The sequence below is a fragment of the Rhizobium sp. PAMB 3174 genome, assembly GCF_052908375.1.
In genome coordinates, this window is sequence record NZ_CM128608.1 from 1,205,498 (window position 1) to 1,220,819 (window position 15,322).

12 protein-coding genes are annotated in these 15,322 nt (G+C 62.5%); 7 read left to right on the forward strand and 5 right to left on the reverse strand.

Features of this window, described 5'->3' with window-relative positions:
* The first annotated feature begins 6 nt into the window (after positions 1–6).
* Together ACU5AY_RS05665 and ACU5AY_RS05670 are read left to right on the forward strand one after the other, a co-directional pair.
* Entirely contained in the window at positions 7–192 is a 186-nt protein-coding gene (locus ACU5AY_RS05665; RefSeq protein WP_446823777.1) for a DUF2065 domain-containing protein, read from the forward strand.
* Positions 193–293: 101 nt separating this feature from the next.
* Positions 294–1,838 (forward strand): Do family serine endopeptidase, encoded by a 1,545-nt coding sequence (locus tag ACU5AY_RS05670; RefSeq protein WP_446828336.1) that lies wholly within the window; start codon positions 294–296, stop codon positions 1,836–1,838.
* Between the two features lie 10 nt (positions 1,839–1,848).
* Here the strand turns inward: ACU5AY_RS05670 and ACU5AY_RS05675 are convergent, their stop codons facing one another.
* Entirely contained in the window at positions 1,849–2,412 is a 564-nt protein-coding gene (locus ACU5AY_RS05675) for a GNAT family N-acetyltransferase (RefSeq protein WP_446828337.1), read from the reverse strand.
* A gap of 45 nt (positions 2,413–2,457) precedes the next feature.
* Positions 2,458–3,348 carry a phosphoserine phosphatase SerB gene (gene serB / locus ACU5AY_RS05680; RefSeq protein WP_446828338.1) on the reverse strand — a complete coding sequence of 297 codons (891 nt, stop codon included), beginning with the start codon at positions 3,346–3,348 and terminating at the stop codon, positions 2,458–2,460.
* Here serB and miaA point away from each other — a divergent pair.
* Positions 3,347–4,246: a tRNA (adenosine(37)-N6)-dimethylallyltransferase MiaA gene (gene miaA, locus ACU5AY_RS05685; RefSeq protein ID WP_446828339.1), complete on the forward strand. Its 900-nt coding sequence runs from the start codon at positions 3,347–3,349 to the stop codon at positions 4,244–4,246. The genes serB and miaA overlap by 2 nt on opposite strands.
* A 24-nt stretch (positions 4,247–4,270) precedes the next feature.
* Here the strand turns inward: miaA and ACU5AY_RS05690 are convergent, their stop codons facing one another.
* From ACU5AY_RS05690 to ACU5AY_RS05700, 3 genes are all read right to left on the reverse strand, one after another.
* Positions 4,271–6,187, reverse strand: a complete 1,917-nt coding sequence (locus tag ACU5AY_RS05690; RefSeq protein WP_446828340.1) for a putative bifunctional diguanylate cyclase/phosphodiesterase — start codon at positions 6,185–6,187, stop codon at positions 4,271–4,273.
* A 222-nt stretch (positions 6,188–6,409) separates the two neighbouring features.
* Complete coding sequence (locus ACU5AY_RS05695; RefSeq protein ID WP_446828341.1) at positions 6,410–7,345, reverse strand: bifunctional helix-turn-helix transcriptional regulator/GNAT family N-acetyltransferase; 936 nt, start codon at positions 7,343–7,345, stop codon at positions 6,410–6,412.
* A gap of 94 nt (positions 7,346–7,439) precedes the next feature.
* Entirely contained in the window at positions 7,440–9,461 is a 2,022-nt protein-coding gene (locus ACU5AY_RS05700) for a helicase HerA domain-containing protein (protein ID WP_446828952.1), read from the reverse strand.
* A 475-nt stretch (positions 9,462–9,936) separates the two neighbouring features.
* Between ACU5AY_RS05700 and ACU5AY_RS05705 the strand changes: the two genes are divergently transcribed.
* From ACU5AY_RS05705 to ACU5AY_RS05720, 4 genes are all read left to right on the forward strand, one after another.
* On the forward strand, positions 9,937–11,694 hold the full coding sequence (locus ACU5AY_RS05705; RefSeq protein WP_446828953.1) for an acetolactate synthase 3 large subunit: 1,758 nt from the start codon (positions 9,937–9,939) through the stop codon (positions 11,692–11,694).
* Between the two features lie 16 nt (positions 11,695–11,710).
* Positions 11,711–12,283 carry an acetolactate synthase small subunit gene (gene ilvN, locus ACU5AY_RS05710; RefSeq protein WP_446823785.1) on the forward strand — a complete coding sequence of 191 codons (573 nt, stop codon included), beginning with the start codon at positions 11,711–11,713 and terminating at the stop codon, positions 12,281–12,283.
* A 402-nt stretch (positions 12,284–12,685) separates the two neighbouring features.
* The gene (locus tag ACU5AY_RS05715; protein WP_446823786.1) at positions 12,686–14,464 is read left to right on the forward strand and encodes a methyl-accepting chemotaxis protein; all 1,779 of its coding nucleotides are present in this window, start codon (positions 12,686–12,688) and stop codon (positions 14,462–14,464) included.
* A gap of 176 nt (positions 14,465–14,640) precedes the next feature.
* On the forward strand, positions 14,641–15,231 hold the full coding sequence (locus ACU5AY_RS05720) for a DJ-1/PfpI family protein (protein WP_446828342.1): 591 nt from the start codon (positions 14,641–14,643) through the stop codon (positions 15,229–15,231).
* Positions 15,232–15,322: the final 91 nt, after the last annotated feature.

The following is a 15,322-nucleotide window of genomic DNA, read 5'->3' on the forward strand; positions in this document are numbered from 1 at the left end:
CCGGCAATGTCCGACTTTCTAACCGGTCTGGCATTCTTTTTGATCATCGAGGGGCTGGTGTACGCACTGGCCCCTCGATTTCTTGTTGAAATGGCAAAGGTTTTGCCGTCAATTCCCGAACAGCAGCTGCGATATTTCGGCCTTGGCGCCGTCGGCGCCGGTGTCGCCCTTGTCTGGTTCATTCGCGGCTGAGCGGCTTCTCCGGCTGCTCGCGAAAGATTGTTTTTTCCTGTCGTGATTCCGCCCTATGCTCGGGATTGAATGACCGGAACGTCCATTTAAGAGGAAGCCCCATGGTGCGGATTTCGCCTTCACCCTTTGCCAAGAGCCTTGCCGTGCTGTCGATCGCGGCGGTGACGTGGTCGGCGAGCGTCTCGGGTCTTCAGGCGGCTCCGCCGCCGGCCGGGCCGGCTTCGGTTTCGAACCTTGCCGAAGGCCTGCTTGGCGCCGTGGTCAACATCTCGATCTCGCAGAATGTGAAGTCGGAAGGCGAGGGGCCGTTGCCGAACGTGCCGGACGGCGCGCCGTTCGAGGAGTTCTTCAACGACTTCTTCAAGAACAAGGACAATCAGGGTAACCGTACGGTCAATTCGCTCGGCTCCGGCTTCGTAATCGACCCGGACGGCTACATCGTCACCAACAACCACGTCATCGAGGGCGCCGACGATATCGAGGTGAACTTCGCCGATGGCACGACGCTGAAGGCGAAACTGATCGGCACGGACACCAAGACCGACCTGTCGCTCCTGAAAGTCGAGCCGAAGAAGAAGCTGGTGGCAGTTCACTTCGGCGATTCCCGCGTCATGCGCATCGGCGACTGGGTGATGGCGATCGGCAATCCCTTCGGCCTTGGCGGCACGGTGACGCTCGGCATCATCTCGGCGCGCGGCCGCAACATCAATGCCGGGCCCTATGACAATTTCATCCAGACGGATGCGGCGATCAACAAGGGCAATTCCGGCGGTCCGCTGTTCAACATGAACGGCGAGGTGATTGGCATCAACACTGCGATCATTTCGCCGAGCGGCGGTTCGATCGGCATCGGCTTCGCAGTGCCGTCGGAAATCGCGGAGAACGTCATCCAGCAGATCCGCGAGTTCGGCGACGTGCATCGCGGCTGGCTCGGTGTTCGCATCCTGCCGGTGACCGCCGATATCGCCGAGACCAACGGTCTGCCGGAACCGCAGGGCGCGATGATCGCCGGCGTGATCAAGGGCGGCCCGGTCGATGACGGCACCATCAAGGCCGGCGACATCATCCTGAATTTCGACGGCAAGCCGATCCACGAGATGCGGGATCTGCCGCGCATCGTTGCCGAAAGCCCGGTCGGCAAGGAAGTGGACGTCGAGATCGTCCGCGAAGGCAAGAAGCAGACCGTCAAGGTCAAGCTCGGCCAGTTGACCGCCGCCCAGGAAGCCGCCGCCAATGCCGATGATGCGCAGGAGCAGACGGATGAGGGCGCAGAGACGGGCGAGGACAAGGGCGGCGACAAGGGTGGCGACAAGGCCCAGAACGACGGTTCGGGCGACGAGGAGGACGCAACCGGCATTCTTGGCATTTCGCTCGCCGAGCTCGATGACGATGCCCGCGAAGTCTACAAGATCGCGCCGAGCGTCGAGGGCGTGGTGATCAGCGATGTCGATCCGGCGTCGGCCGCGGCGGAGAAAGGCCTGAAGACCGGCGACGTCATCGTCGAGATCGCCCAGGACTTCGTCTCCAACCCGCAGGCGGTTGCCGACAAGCTGCAGGAGTTGATCGACGAAGGCCGTCGCAACGCCTACATGATGATTGCGTCGCCGAACGGCGACCTGCGTCTGGTGGCCGTGCCGCTCGAATAGGGCGCGGAGCCTAGCGCTTGAGGAAGGCCTCGCGCGTGATTGCGTAGAGCACGTGACGCCTGAGGTGGGGGTGGCTATCCGGAATTTTCGGATGGTCGAAATCGCGCTTCGGATCGTGTGTCATGCCGATGCGCTTCATCACCGCCGTCGAGCGGTGATTGTCGGCGACGGCGAAGGAGACGACTTCCGGCAGGTCCCTGTCGAGAAACGCGTGACGCAGGAGCGCTTCGGCGGCCTCGGTGACGTAGCCCTTGCCCCAATAGCGCTCGGCCAGCCGCCAGCCGATTTCCACGGTTCCGGCCGGCAGGATCGGCAGAAGGTCCGGCTGCCAGAGGCCGCAGAAGCCGATGACCGCGCCGGATGCCTTTTCTTCCAGTGCGTAGAAACCGTAGCCGGTCTCCCGGGTGCGGGCGGCGATGAAGTCCATCATCTCGTCCGATTGCGCGCGGCTGCGGCGCCAGGCGAAGAATTCCATGACGCGCTCGTCGGAATTGATCTCGTGGAAAAGGTCGCGGTCAGCCTCTTGCCAGTTGCGCACGATCAGGCGCGGCGTTTCCAATATAACGAGCGGCATAGCGTCCTCCTGGGACTGGTCGGCCGATGACCGGATCAAGGATCGTCAGGCGGTGACGAATTCGTGGCGGCGGTAGCCCTGCAGATAGAGAAGTGACGTCAAGTCGCCGTGGTCGATGCGGATCTTCGCCTGGGCGGCGACCGACGGCTTGGCGTGCAGGGCGACGCCCGTGCCGGCAAGCTCGATCATGCCGAGGTCGTTGGCCCCGTCGCCCACCGCGATCGCGTCTTGCGGAGAGATGCCGAGCCTTGCAGTGATGTCGACGAGGGCATCGACCTTCGCCTGCTTGCCGAGGATCGGTTCGGCGACCTCACCGATCAGCAGTCCGCCTTCCTCGATCAGCAGGTTGGCGCGGTTCTCGTCAAAGCCGATCATCGCCGCAATGCGGCTGGTGAAGACGGTGAAGCCACCGGAGACGAGCGCCGTGTAGCCGCCCTTCGCCTTCATGGTGCCCACCAGTTCCTTGCCGCCGGGGGTCAGCGTAATGCGCTTGGCGATGACTTCATCCACCACTGTCGCGGCAAGGCCCTTCAGCAGCGCCACGCGTTCGCGCAGTGCCGGCTCGAACTCGATCTCGCCGTTCATCGCCCGCGCGGTGATGGACGCCACCTTTTCCTTCAGCCCGACCTCGGCAGCCAGCTCGTCGATGCATTCCTGGCCGATCATGGTCGAATCCATGTCGGCGATCAGCAGGCGCTTGCGCCGGGTTTCGATATCCTGGACGGCAACGTCGATTTTTTCGGATCCGATGGCGGCGCGTATCACAGCTTCGGCGTCGGCGGCATCGATGCCTTCGCGCAGCGGCAGATCGCACGCTATTCCGTCGGCAAGCCAGTAGAGGCCGGCGGCCGGGACGGCCTTTTCGATCGCCTCGGCGAGGGCTGGCGTCAGAACCGGATTTGACGGATTGGCGATAAGCGTGGCAACGAGAGCCATGAGCAAGAGTCCTATTGGTGAAATCGACGCGATCCTGATAGCTGGGCCGACCGCCAGCGGCAAGTCCGCATTGGCGGTGAAGCTGGCGCGCGAAGCCGGCGGTGTGGTGATCAATGCCGACAGCATGCAGGTCTATGACACGCTGTCGGTACTGACAGCGCGCCCGTCGACGGCGGACATGGAGGGTGTTGAGCACTGTCTTTACGGCCATGTGCCGGCGGGTGCTGCCTATTCGACCGGAGCATGGCTGCGCGAGGCGGAGGCGCTGCTGTCGCGGCTGAAGGCGGAGGGGCGACTGCCGGTCTTCGCCGGCGGTACCGGGCTTTATTTCAAGGCGCTGACCGGCGGGCTTTCGGACATGCCGGAGATCCCCGAGGCTGTCCGCGTCCTTTGGCGCGGCAGGCTTGCGGCTGAAGGGCCGGAGGCACTTTATGGAGAACTGGGGCGGCGCGATGCGGAAGGGGCGGCGGCGCTCAATCCGCAGGACGGCCAGCGCATCGTGCGCGCCCTGGAGGTGCTGGAGGCGACCGGCCGGCCGATCCGCGAATTTCAAGGACGAACCGGCCCGATGGTCGTCGATCCGGCGCGGGCGCTGAAGATCGTCATCGATCCTGACCGCAAGGTGCTGCATGAACGCATCAACCGGCGTTTCGAAGCGATGCTGGAGCAGGGCGCGGCCGACGAGGTGAGGGCGCTGATGAAGCTCAACCTTTCGCCGCAGATGCCGGTGATGAAGGCGATCGGCGTGCGCGAGCTTGCTGCCATGCTGGCCGGTGACCTCACCCGCGAGCAGGCCGCAGAACAGGCGAGTGCCGCCACAAGACAATATGCCAAGCGGCAGATGACGTGGTTTCGCAACCAGATGGATGACAGCTGGGAGCGGCGCGGCACGACCTGAGGTTCTGCCGCTTGGCGCGTCTTGTCAGACGATGCGGGCCGTCTCTGCGACCGGACGGGCAAGGAAGGTTTCCGCGTCGGCTTCCGGCAGCGGACGGGAATAGAGATAGCCCTGGATGAGTGTTGCGCCGAGCTGGATCAGCGCCGACCGTTCCTCTTCGGTCTCCACGCCTTCGATGACGCAGTCGAGCTGCATGTCGCGGCTCAGCGCCAGCAGCGACTTGACGATCTTGTAGCTCGACGGATTGCGGTCGAGGTCGGTGACGAAGCTGCGGTCGATCTTCATCTTGGTCAGCGGCAGCGCGTGAAGGCGCGTGAAGCTCGAATAGCCGATGCCGACATCGTCGAGCGAGATGCCGCAGCCGATGCCGCGCAGCATTTCGACGGAATCGAGCACCTGGTCGAAATCATGGGTGAAGGCGGTCTCGGTGATCTCCAGGTCGAGGCGCGAAGCATCGATCTTCGAATTCTCGATGATGGCGAGGATGGTGAGCGCGCTTTCGCGAGTGTTGAGATCGTGAGGTGAGAGATTGAAGGAGAGGCGCACGTCGGCTGGCCATTCGACGGCTGCCGCCAGCGCCTTCTTCAGCAGGATGCGGGTGAGCGGTGCGATCAGACCGGTGCGCTCGGCGATGGCGATGAACTCCATCGGTGGAACCGATCCGAGCACGGGGCTCTGCCAGCGCGCGAGCGCTTCGAAAGCGGCGGTGCGGTTCGAGCGGATGTCGATGATCGGCTGGAAAAGCACGGACATTTCCGCCGCGAGGTCGGCCTGCTTCAATGCCTGCTCAATGCGGGTTTCGCGCACGATCTGCGCATCCAGCGCCTCTGTAAACAGCGAGACGCGGCCGCGCCGGCTGCGCTTGCCGTTGTAGAGCGCATAGTCGGCGCGGGTGAAAAGGTCGTCGCGCGTACCGGCATTTTCCGGATAGACGGCAATGCCGGCGGAGCCGGAAATCATGACGCGTCCTTCCGGCAGGATGAAGGGTCGCTGGAGGCCGGCGCAGATTTGCTCGCCGAAGGCCATCAACGCGGCGTCATCTCCCGCCGACGGAATGAGGAAGGCGAACTCGTCGCCGCCGATGCGGAAAAAGGTGGCGCCGCCATTCGACTGCAGGTCCGTCAGTCGTGCGCCGACCTCGAAGAGCAGCCGGTCGCCGGTCGAGTGGCCGTAGACGTCGTTGACCGGCTTGAAACCGTCGAGATCGACGATGCCGACCCCAAGCCGCGTGCCGGCTTCCGAAGCGGCTGCGAATTCGTTTTGCAGACTTGCGAAGAAGGCGCGACGGTTCGGCAGGCTGGTAAGGCTGTCGATATTGGCGAGGCGCATGTTCTCGCTGCTCAGCGCCTCGCTCTTCTGGCGCGACAGCACCATCTGGTTGAAGTTGGCGTAATTGACGAACAGGATGAACAGCATGCAGATGCTGACGAGCGCGATGTTGATGGCGATGGCGACAAAGGTCGACTCGCCGCTCATGGCGAAATAGGCCACGAACGAACCGTTGACGATGACCGTGACGGTGATGGCCGCCGAGCGCAGGTGGGTCAGACAGAAGATGCAGCTGATAACGGTGATCGCCATGTAGAATGCGACATGCGAGCGGGTGTAGGCGTCGCCATAGGGCAGCAGCATGTAGGACCAGCCGGCGAAGGCCGCGGCAATCAGGAAGGCAAGCCTGTTGGTGCGGGTCAGCGCCTGGAGCGCCAGTTCGGGCGTTGGTTTGCGGCCGATAGACTTCCACCAGTGGATTATGCGCAGGGCAGTGCCGATGGTGAAAATGACCGGAACGATGATCGTCAGCCAGTAAGGCGCGATCTTCATGTGGGTCGCGGCCAGCGCCCAGGTGCTGGTCATCAGGATCAGGTACATCACCGGCAATTGCCGGGAGAACGACTGGTATTGCGCCTTCAGAAGCTCCGGATTGCCGGCGGGGACCGACATCAATGTCCTGACTTTTCGCAATATCGTCTTCAACAGTCGAACCCTTTTTGCTGCCGAAACCCATTCTCGACAGAACATGTCCTCAAACGGGACTAGGACAGTCTGTGGACGCTCGCACGGCGAACTTAAAAATTGGTGTGTTGCTTTGCCATTGAACTTCCGTTGCGCGAGCGTGGTTAATACTTGGCAAGCGTCCCGGGCGGGCCGGCTTCGGCACCTGGCTCAAATGCCCTGGGGCAAGGTTCTCACGAAACGCTGTTCGAGCACTTCGCTTCCCCATTGTGAGCCGGGGCGTTCTTCAGCGAGCCTGAAGCCTCGCGTTTCGTAGAGATGCCGGGCCGCATGCAGGCCGGAGAAGGTCCAGAGATGCGTTTCTGCAAAGCCCAGTCGGTCGACGAAGGCCAGGGCCGTATCCAGAAGCTTCCTGCCAGTGCCGCTGCCACACACCGCATCATCGACGATGAACCATCTGAGATGAGCCATGCCGGGACCGATATCCTCTCCGTCGATGGCGATGGAGCCGACGACATCATCGCCGTGCATTGCTGCCCATATCTCGTTTCGAGGGTTGCCGAGCCGACATGCGAACTCCGCAACTCCACCGGCGACAACGGACTCAAATGCCAGTCCGAAGCCCGATGTTCTGGCGTAGTAGGACGCGTGCATTTCGGTGATGCGGGCGATGATGCCCGGCCGGTAGCCGGCCTTGATAGCGACGTCAGGAGCCGCCGGCGTTCCGTTGAGCGCCGTGCTATAGAGGCGCAGCCCGTCCGAGACGGTCCGTGTTTGCTCGGCGGTCAGCTTTCCAAGCGCTGCCGTCACCTGCTTGCGGGCGAAGTCATGAATGTCGGCTACCCGGTGCTTCCCGGCCGCGGTCAGGGACAAGAGCTTCACGCGGCCATCGTCCTCGCCGGTCTCTTCCACCACATCGCCCGATTGAATGAGCTTGCGAAGCATCCGGCTGACGCTTGATTTCTCCAGATGCAGCAGCATTCCAAGCTCGCGGGCGGTCACCCCGCCTTTCTCGATCTCCATGAGGGCGTGGACGGCCGAAGGAGATAGATCGGTGCCGGCAAATGTGCTGCCGGTAAAGCCCAACTCGCGGACGAGCTGGCGTGACGAGGTTCGGATGGCATCAATGGTTTGCTGCCGGGGCACGACGAAATCCAGGATATAGTTGCATCATGCAACCAAATAAGACCGGAAGGCCCAGCCGTCAACTGTGTTCCTTCTATCGGGCAATCCGCCCGCCTCAATCCTTCTTGTACAGACTGCTGAGAGGCTTCTTCAGGATGCTGTCGCGCAAGGATGTGGTGCCGGGTTCGCGGCGAAGGCTGGATTGGTCGCTGGTCTGCGGACGGGCGAGGGCGGGGTCGCGGGGGGCAATACCGTTGGCGCCGGCACCATTGAGGGCGGGCGTGCGTTCCAGGTTCTGCCTTTCGGCAGGCGGGCGTTCATAGGATGGCCGCTCGTAGGCGGGGCGCTCGAAGGACGGTCGCGGTGCCGGCTGGCGGATGGGTGCGGGTTCGGCGGCAAACGGCGGCTCGTCGCCCGGCAGCATGCCCGGATGATAGGATTCCGGCTCGTCGCCGTCGCGGTCGGAATAGGCGTCGCTCTGCGGGCGATCGCCTGGCTGCGGCATGAAACCTTCCGGGAAGGAGGCGAGATCGGGGCCGGTGATGTTGCGCAGCTTGTTGACGATCTGGCGCAGGTCGATCGTGTCCGGCGAGCTCTCGGAGTTCTTGACGTCGATGCCGTTTGCCTTTGGCAGCAGGTCGTCGGAGACGCGTTCGAAGCGCATGCGCATCGGCACCGCGATCGCCTCGCCGAAGGCGATGGCTTCGCCGTTGCCGATCGAGGAGATGAAGTTGGTCGTCGAGATCGACGAATTGGGAATGGCCGAGCGGATGATCTCCTGGTCGCGGTCGTTGGAAAGCCGCATGGCAAACAGCGTCGAGCACTGCGAGAGGATCGTCTGGTCGAGTTCGCCGGGGCGCTGGGTGACGACGCCGAGCGACACGCCGTATTTGCGGCCTTCCTTGGCGATGCGGGAGATCGCCTGGCGGGTCGGGAAAAAGCCGAGGCTCGGATCCGACGGCACGTAGCGGTGGGCCTCTTCGCAGACGACCAGCATGTGGATCGCGCCGTTCGACCAGAGCGCCAGCTCAAACGCCATGCGGCAGAGCACCGAGGCGACCGAATTGACGACTTCGGAGGGAATGCCGGCCAGCTGGAAGGTCGAGATCGGACGGTCGTCGCCTGGAATGCGGAAGATGCGTGAGATCGTCTCCAGGATCGTGTCGTTGATCGTGTTGTTGGAGAACATGAAATGGTAGCGCGGATCGTTGATGGCGCCGAGGATGCGCATCTTGAGCGAGCGCAGGAACGGCTTTTCCTCGCGGCCTTCCAGCTTGCCTATGCGTTCGTCGATCAGGGCCAGCAGGTCGGCCATGCGGTAGGGGACGGGCGTGTCGGCGGTGATCGAGTTCTTTTCCGTATGCTTGCGCATCAGTGTGTTGTCAGTGCCGCGGAAGGCCTTGCGGGCCTCGGGCATCAGGTCACGCAGGATGTCCATCTCCTCGGGGATCGGCGGACGGCCGCGGAAGACGACCTCGGCGAATTCCTCGAGGCGGAAGAGCCAGAAGGGCAGGTCGAGCGTTTCGGTGTCGATGACCACCGCGTGCTTCGGGAAGGCGGCGGCGAATTCGTTGTGCGGGTCTAGGATCAGGACACGCAGCTTCTCGTCCGACTGGATCGCCTTGTGGAGGAGGAGGGAGACGGCGGTCGACTTGCCGACGCCGGTCGAGCCGACGACGGCGAAATGCTTCGACAGCATGGAGGGGATGTGGATCGCAGCGTCGAGGCTTTCGTCCTGGGTCAGTCGACCGATGGTGCACACGTCCTTGTGGCCGCTGTCATAGATGCGCACGAGGTCCGCGGCGCGGATGCGGTGGGCGATCGCGCCGAGATAGGGATAGCGGGAGATGCCGGTGGTGAAGACTTCCTTGCCTTCCGGGTTCCGGTAGACCTGACCAAGCAGTTCAACTTCGATCAGGAATGTGTTGTCGATCCCCTCGGCCCAGGCGCCGCTTTCGGTGTTCATGGCATAGGCGAGCGCGACCACGCGGTTTTCACCGACGGAAATGGAGATGAGGCGGCCGACGGACCAGAGTTCTGTCAGATCGGTTTCGCCGGACTGGGCGATGGCGGCGATCGTCGCGCGTGCGCCGTTGCAGGCCACGACGCGGCCGAGAAAGCGGTTGCCGGGATGCATTGTATCCCGCCGTTCCTGCGCGTTGTCTTCGGCCGCAGGCTGAAAGTCTTCGTTACGCAATACGTCTCTCCCGAAGGAATCCCAACCTGTTCAATAACAAGGGGGGATTAACATGGGGTGTAAATTACCGGCACATGGGTGGCGGACGAGTGTGCCGAAACATGACGGGACTTACGGCGCAGATGGGCGGATGCACCGTTTTCAGGCGCATCGCCGTTTTTTTGGTCAGGGCGCGTTGACGGCCATGCGGTTTGTGTCTATCAATCCGTCCCATGAAAAATTCGGCAGTTATTCTCGTGGTGGGACGGCGCATGGGCAGGATGGTGTAACCATCCGGCGATAGCCACCCATGCGCGGTAAACCAGGCTCCCAGAGGAGCCTTTTTTTATGTCCGCAAACAGGCTAACAGGGCCGGGAATTACCGGCGAGCAAGAAGACGAACGGAACGGAACTGATGACGGGTACAGAGAACAGGATGACGGGAGCGGAAATCGTTCTGCAGGCTTTGAAGGATAACGGCGTCGAGCACATCTTCGGTTATCCCGGCGGTGCGGTGCTGCCGATCTATGACGAGATTTTCCAGCAGGACGACATTCAGCACATTCTCGTGCGCCACGAGCAGGGTGCCGGCCATGCGGCGGAAGGCTATGCCCGCTCGACCGGCAAGGTCGGCGTCATGCTGGTCACCTCCGGGCCGGGTGCTACCAATGCGGTCACGCCGCTGCAGGATGCGCTGATGGATTCCATCCCGCTTGTCTGTCTGACGGGTCAGGTGCCGACGACGCTGATCGGTTCGGACGCCTTCCAGGAATGCGACACGGTCGGCATCACGCGGCCCTGCACCAAGCACAACTGGCTGGTCAAGGACGTCAACAAGCTCGCCGAGACGATCCACGAAGCCTTCCGGATCGCCCAGACGGGCCGCCCGGGTCCGGTCGTTGTCGACATTCCGAAGGACGTCCAGTTCGCGACCGGCACCTATGTCGCCCCGTCGGCGCATGTCGCCGAGCCGAGCTACAAGCCGAAGAAGCAGGGCGACATCAAGGCGATCGAGGCGGCGATCGAGCTGATGGCGAAGGCCCGTCGTCCGGTCATCTATTCCGGCGGCGGTGTCGTCAATTCCGGGCCGGAAGCCTCGACGCTGCTGCGCGAGCTGGTATCGCTCACCAATTTCCCGATCACCTCGACCCTGATGGGCCTCGGCTGCTATCCGGCATCGGGCGACAACTGGCTCGGCATGCTGGGCATGCACGGCTCCTACGAGGCCAACATGGCGATGCATGATTGCGACGTCATGGTCTGCATCGGCGCCCGCTTCGACGACCGCATCACCGGCCGCCTGGATGCCTTCTCGCCGAACTCGAAGAAGATCCACATCGATATCGATCCGTCCTCGATCAACAAGAACGTCCGCGTCGACATTCCGATCCTCGGCGATGTCGGCACCGTTCTGGAAGACATGGTCCGTCTGTGGCGGGCGTTGGACAAGAAGCCGGAGAAGGCCCAGACGGAAGACTGGTGGATGTCGATCCAGCGCTGGCGGGCCCGCAACTCGTTTGCCTATGCGCCGAGCAACGACGTCATCATGCCGCAATATGCCATCGAGCGGCTTTACGAGATGACCAAGGATCGCGATGTCTACATCACGACCGAAGTCGGCCAGCACCAGATGTGGGCGGCGCAGTTCTTCGGCTTCGAGCAGCCGAACCGCTGGATGACGTCCGGCGGCCTCGGCACCATGGGTTACGGCCTGCCGGCGGCGCTTGGTGTGCAGATCGCCCATCCGGAAGCGCTCGTTATCGACATTGCCGGCGACGCATCGGTTCAGATGTGCATCCAGGAAATGTCGGCGGCGATCCAGCACAACGCGCCGATCAAGATCTTCATCCTCAACAACCAGTACATGGGCATGGTGCGCCAGTGGCAGCAGCTCCTGCACGGCAATCGGCTGTCGAACTCCTACACGGAAGCGATGCCCGACTTCGTCAAGCTCGCCGAAGCCTACGGCGGCGTCGGCATTGCCTGCGACGATCCGAAGGAGCTCGATGCGGCCATCCAGAAGATGATCGACTGCGACAAGCCGGTGATCTTCGACTGCCGCGTCGCCAATCTCGCCAATTGCTTCCCGATGATCCCTTCGGGCAAGGCGCACAACGAAATGCTGCTGCCGGACGAAGCCACCGACGAGGCTGTCGCCAATGCAATCGACGCCAAGGGCCGTCAGCTCGTCTGAGGAAGGAACAAGAGACATGAACGCACATCTTCAACCGACGGGTTCGGCCTATTTCATCGCCAAGGAAACCGAGGTCGCCGAGAGCCATACGCTCTCCGTTCTCGTCGCCAACGAACCGGGTGTTCTCGCTCGCGTCATCGGCCTTTTCTCCGGCCGGGGCTACAACATCGAGAGCCTCACCGTGTCGGAGACCGAGCACGAAGCCCATCTGTCGCGCATCACCATCGTCACGCGCGGTACCCCGCATGTCCTGGAACAGATCAAGGCGCAGCTGGAGCGCATCGTGCCGGTGCACCGCGTCGTCGACCTCTCCGTCCGCGCCCGTGAACTTGGCCATGACCGGCCGATCGAGCGTGAACTGGCGCTGATCAAGGTGTCGGGGCAGGGTGAGGATCGCCTGGAGGCCTTGCGCCTTGCCGACGCCTTCCACGCCAAGGTGATCGACGCCACGACCGAACACTTCATCTTCGAGCTGACCGGCAAGGTCTCCAAGATTGACCAGTTCATCGCGATCATGAAGCCGCTCGGCCTGATCGAGATCTGCCGCACCGGCGTTGCCGCCATGAACCGTGGTCCGAAGGGCATGTGATATCGGGCACCGCCCGGATCACGGACAGTGATGTGAAGGCCGGCGGCAAGCGATTGCCGCCGGCCTTCTTGTCTCTGATCATGGCAGGATGCGGGCTTGCCCGGGTCGTCGTGATCGCTTCATGGTGCCATCTGCGCAACTTAACATCTGTCAATTCTATCCATGTCCTGTAAATCTGAAGTATATATTTGACGCACAGAGCTTTCTTTCTTGGGTCTTGATTATGTTTTGCTCGGCGTCGCTTATAATTAATTTTTCTTAAATGCTTTCCCTATATTTCTTGCACTCAAGCTGTCTTTCTCAGAAAGGCGCAAGTGTCCCGATCAATTCGGGCCGGAGCGCCTGTCCCCATCTGTGTCGAGCAGCGGCATAGGAATTGTCACAGACAAGGAGACGATACGCATGTTTGGAATGGCCAGTGCCGACAAGGCTAAGTTGACCGCGCTCAACACGATCAGCGCGAATGTGATGATCGCCGACGCCAAGCTCAACATTACCTATATGAATGATGCCGTGCGTAGCCTGCTGCAAGAGGCCGAAAGCGATCTCAAGAAGGAGCTGCCGCGTTTCGACATGGCGACGCTGATCGGCGCCAACATCGACATCTTTCACAAGAACCCGGCCCATCAGCGCGGCATGCTGGCTGCGCTCCGGTCCCAGCACAGGGCGACGATCTATGTGGGGAACCGCGCCTTCGATCTGCTGGTGACACCGATCAAGGACGGCGAAACGGTCAAGGGTTTCGTGGTCGAATGGGCAAACGCCAAGGAGCGCCTGCTCAATCTCGACTACCAGAACCAGATGGAGGCGATCAGCCGTGTCCAGGCGATCATCGCCTTCACGCCGGAAGGCGAGGTGATCACCGCCAACCAGAATTTCTGTGACGTGCTCGGCTACCGGCTCGACGAGATCAAGGGCCGCCATCACAGCATGTTCGTCGACAAGGCCTATGTCGCTTCGGAAGACTACAAGCACTTCTGGGAAAATCTACGGGCCGGCAAGTTCCAGGCTGCGGAATTCGTTCGTTACGGCAAGAACGGCAAGCGCGCCGTCATCAACGCTTCCTACAACCCGATCTTCGATGAAAAGGGCCGTGTGGTGAAGGTGGTCAAGTATGCCATGGACGTGACCGAGCGCGTCTATGCCGTCGACACCATCGGCGAGGCTCTGAACCGGGTTGCCGGCGGTGACCTGACTGTGTCGATCGACAAGGCGTTTGCAGCCGATTTCGAACCGCTGCGCAAGAACTTCAACGAGGCGGTCAACCAGCTCAACAACACGCTGTCCTCCGTTGCCCGGTCTGCGGAAATGATCGACAGCGGTTCGCGCGAGATCAGCCACAGCGCCAGCGACCTTTCCAAGCGTACCGAACAGCAGGCGGCTTCGCTCGAGGAAACGGCGGCGGCGCTCGACGAAATCACCGTCAACGTCAAGAGCGCCTCGCAGCGGGCCGAAGATGCGCGGACGGCAACGCAGGAGGCTGACAAGAGCGCCTCGCATTCCGGCAAGATCGTCGCCGATGCGGTGGGCGCCATGGATCGGATCGAGCAGTCGTCCGGGCAGATCTCCAACATCATCGGCGTGATCGACGACATCGCCTTCCAGACCAACCTGCTTGCGCTCAACGCGGGCGTCGAAGCCGCCCGTGCAGGCGAGGCCGGCAAGGGCTTTGCCGTCGTTGCCCAGGAAGTCCGCGAACTGGCGCAGCGCTCCGCGCAGGCGGCCAAGGAGATCAAGGACCTGATCCGCAACTCGTCGAACGAGGTGACGACCGGCGTCAAGCTGGTGCGTGAAACCGGCGAGGCGCTGAAGACCATCCAGGACCGGATCGTCGCGATCAACGAGCATATGCAGGCGATCGCAAGCTCCGCCCGCGAGCAGTCGACCGGCCTGTCCGAGGTCAACTCGGCCGTCAACCAGATGGACCAGATGACGCAGCAGAACGCCTCCATGGTCGAGGAATCGACGGCGGCCAGCGCGACGCTGGCCCAGGAGGCGGAAATGCTGCGCCAGATGATCAACCGCTTCCGCCTGTCGGACGCCTCCGGCCGCGGCAACGAGGCTATGGCGCCGCGTACGCCCGCCGCAAGCGCACCGGCACGGCCGGCGGTCAGCCGCCCGCGTCCGGCTGCGACCGCAGGCAACACGGCGCTGAAGACCGACGACTGGCAGGAGTTCTGAGCCTCGGCACCTATTCAGACCTATCGGGGAGGGCGGCCTTGCCAGTGAGGCCGCCCTCTTTGTCGTTTGCGGGACCATGACCGGGCGGCCTTATGCGATGTAGTAACCGCGTAATACCCGTGCCGGGCGGCTTTTTGCTACACTCTCTTCATCGTTGTGACCAAGGGAGGAAAACGATGGCCCAGGCGAAAATTCTGATGATTACCGGCGATTTCACCGAAGACTACGAGACCATGGTGCCGTTCCAAACACTGCTGGCCTGCGGCTACGAGGTGCATGCGGTCTGCCCCGGCAAGAATGCCGGCCAGACGGTGGCGACCTCCATCCATGACTTCGAGGGTGACCAGACCTATTCGGAAAAGCGCGGTCACAACTTCACGCTCAACGCGACGTTTTCCAGCATCCGCGCCGAGGACTACGATGCGCTGGTGATACCGGGCGGCCGCGCGCCGGAATATCTGCGGCTCAATGCCGATGTGATCAAGATGGTGCAGCACTTCTTCAAGTCGGACAAGCCGGTCGCCGCCATCTGCCATGGCGCACAGTTGCTGGCCGCTGCCGGCGTTCTGAAGGGCAGGACCTGCTCGGCCTATCCGGCCTGCCGACCCGAGGTGGAGCTTGCCGGCGGAACCTATGCCGACATTGCCATCGACGATGCGGTGGCCGACGGCAAGCTGGTGACGGCGCCTGCATGGCCGGCGCATCCGGCATGGCTGCGCCAGTTCATGGCCGTACTGGATGCGGGGGCGCTTTCCGACGCGGCCTGACACTTTTGCAAGGCATGACAGGGCTCCTCCGGTTTGGCGGAGGGGCTCAGCCGGCGCCTGCTTTCTGCCTGTGACGGCGAGGCGGGTCTGT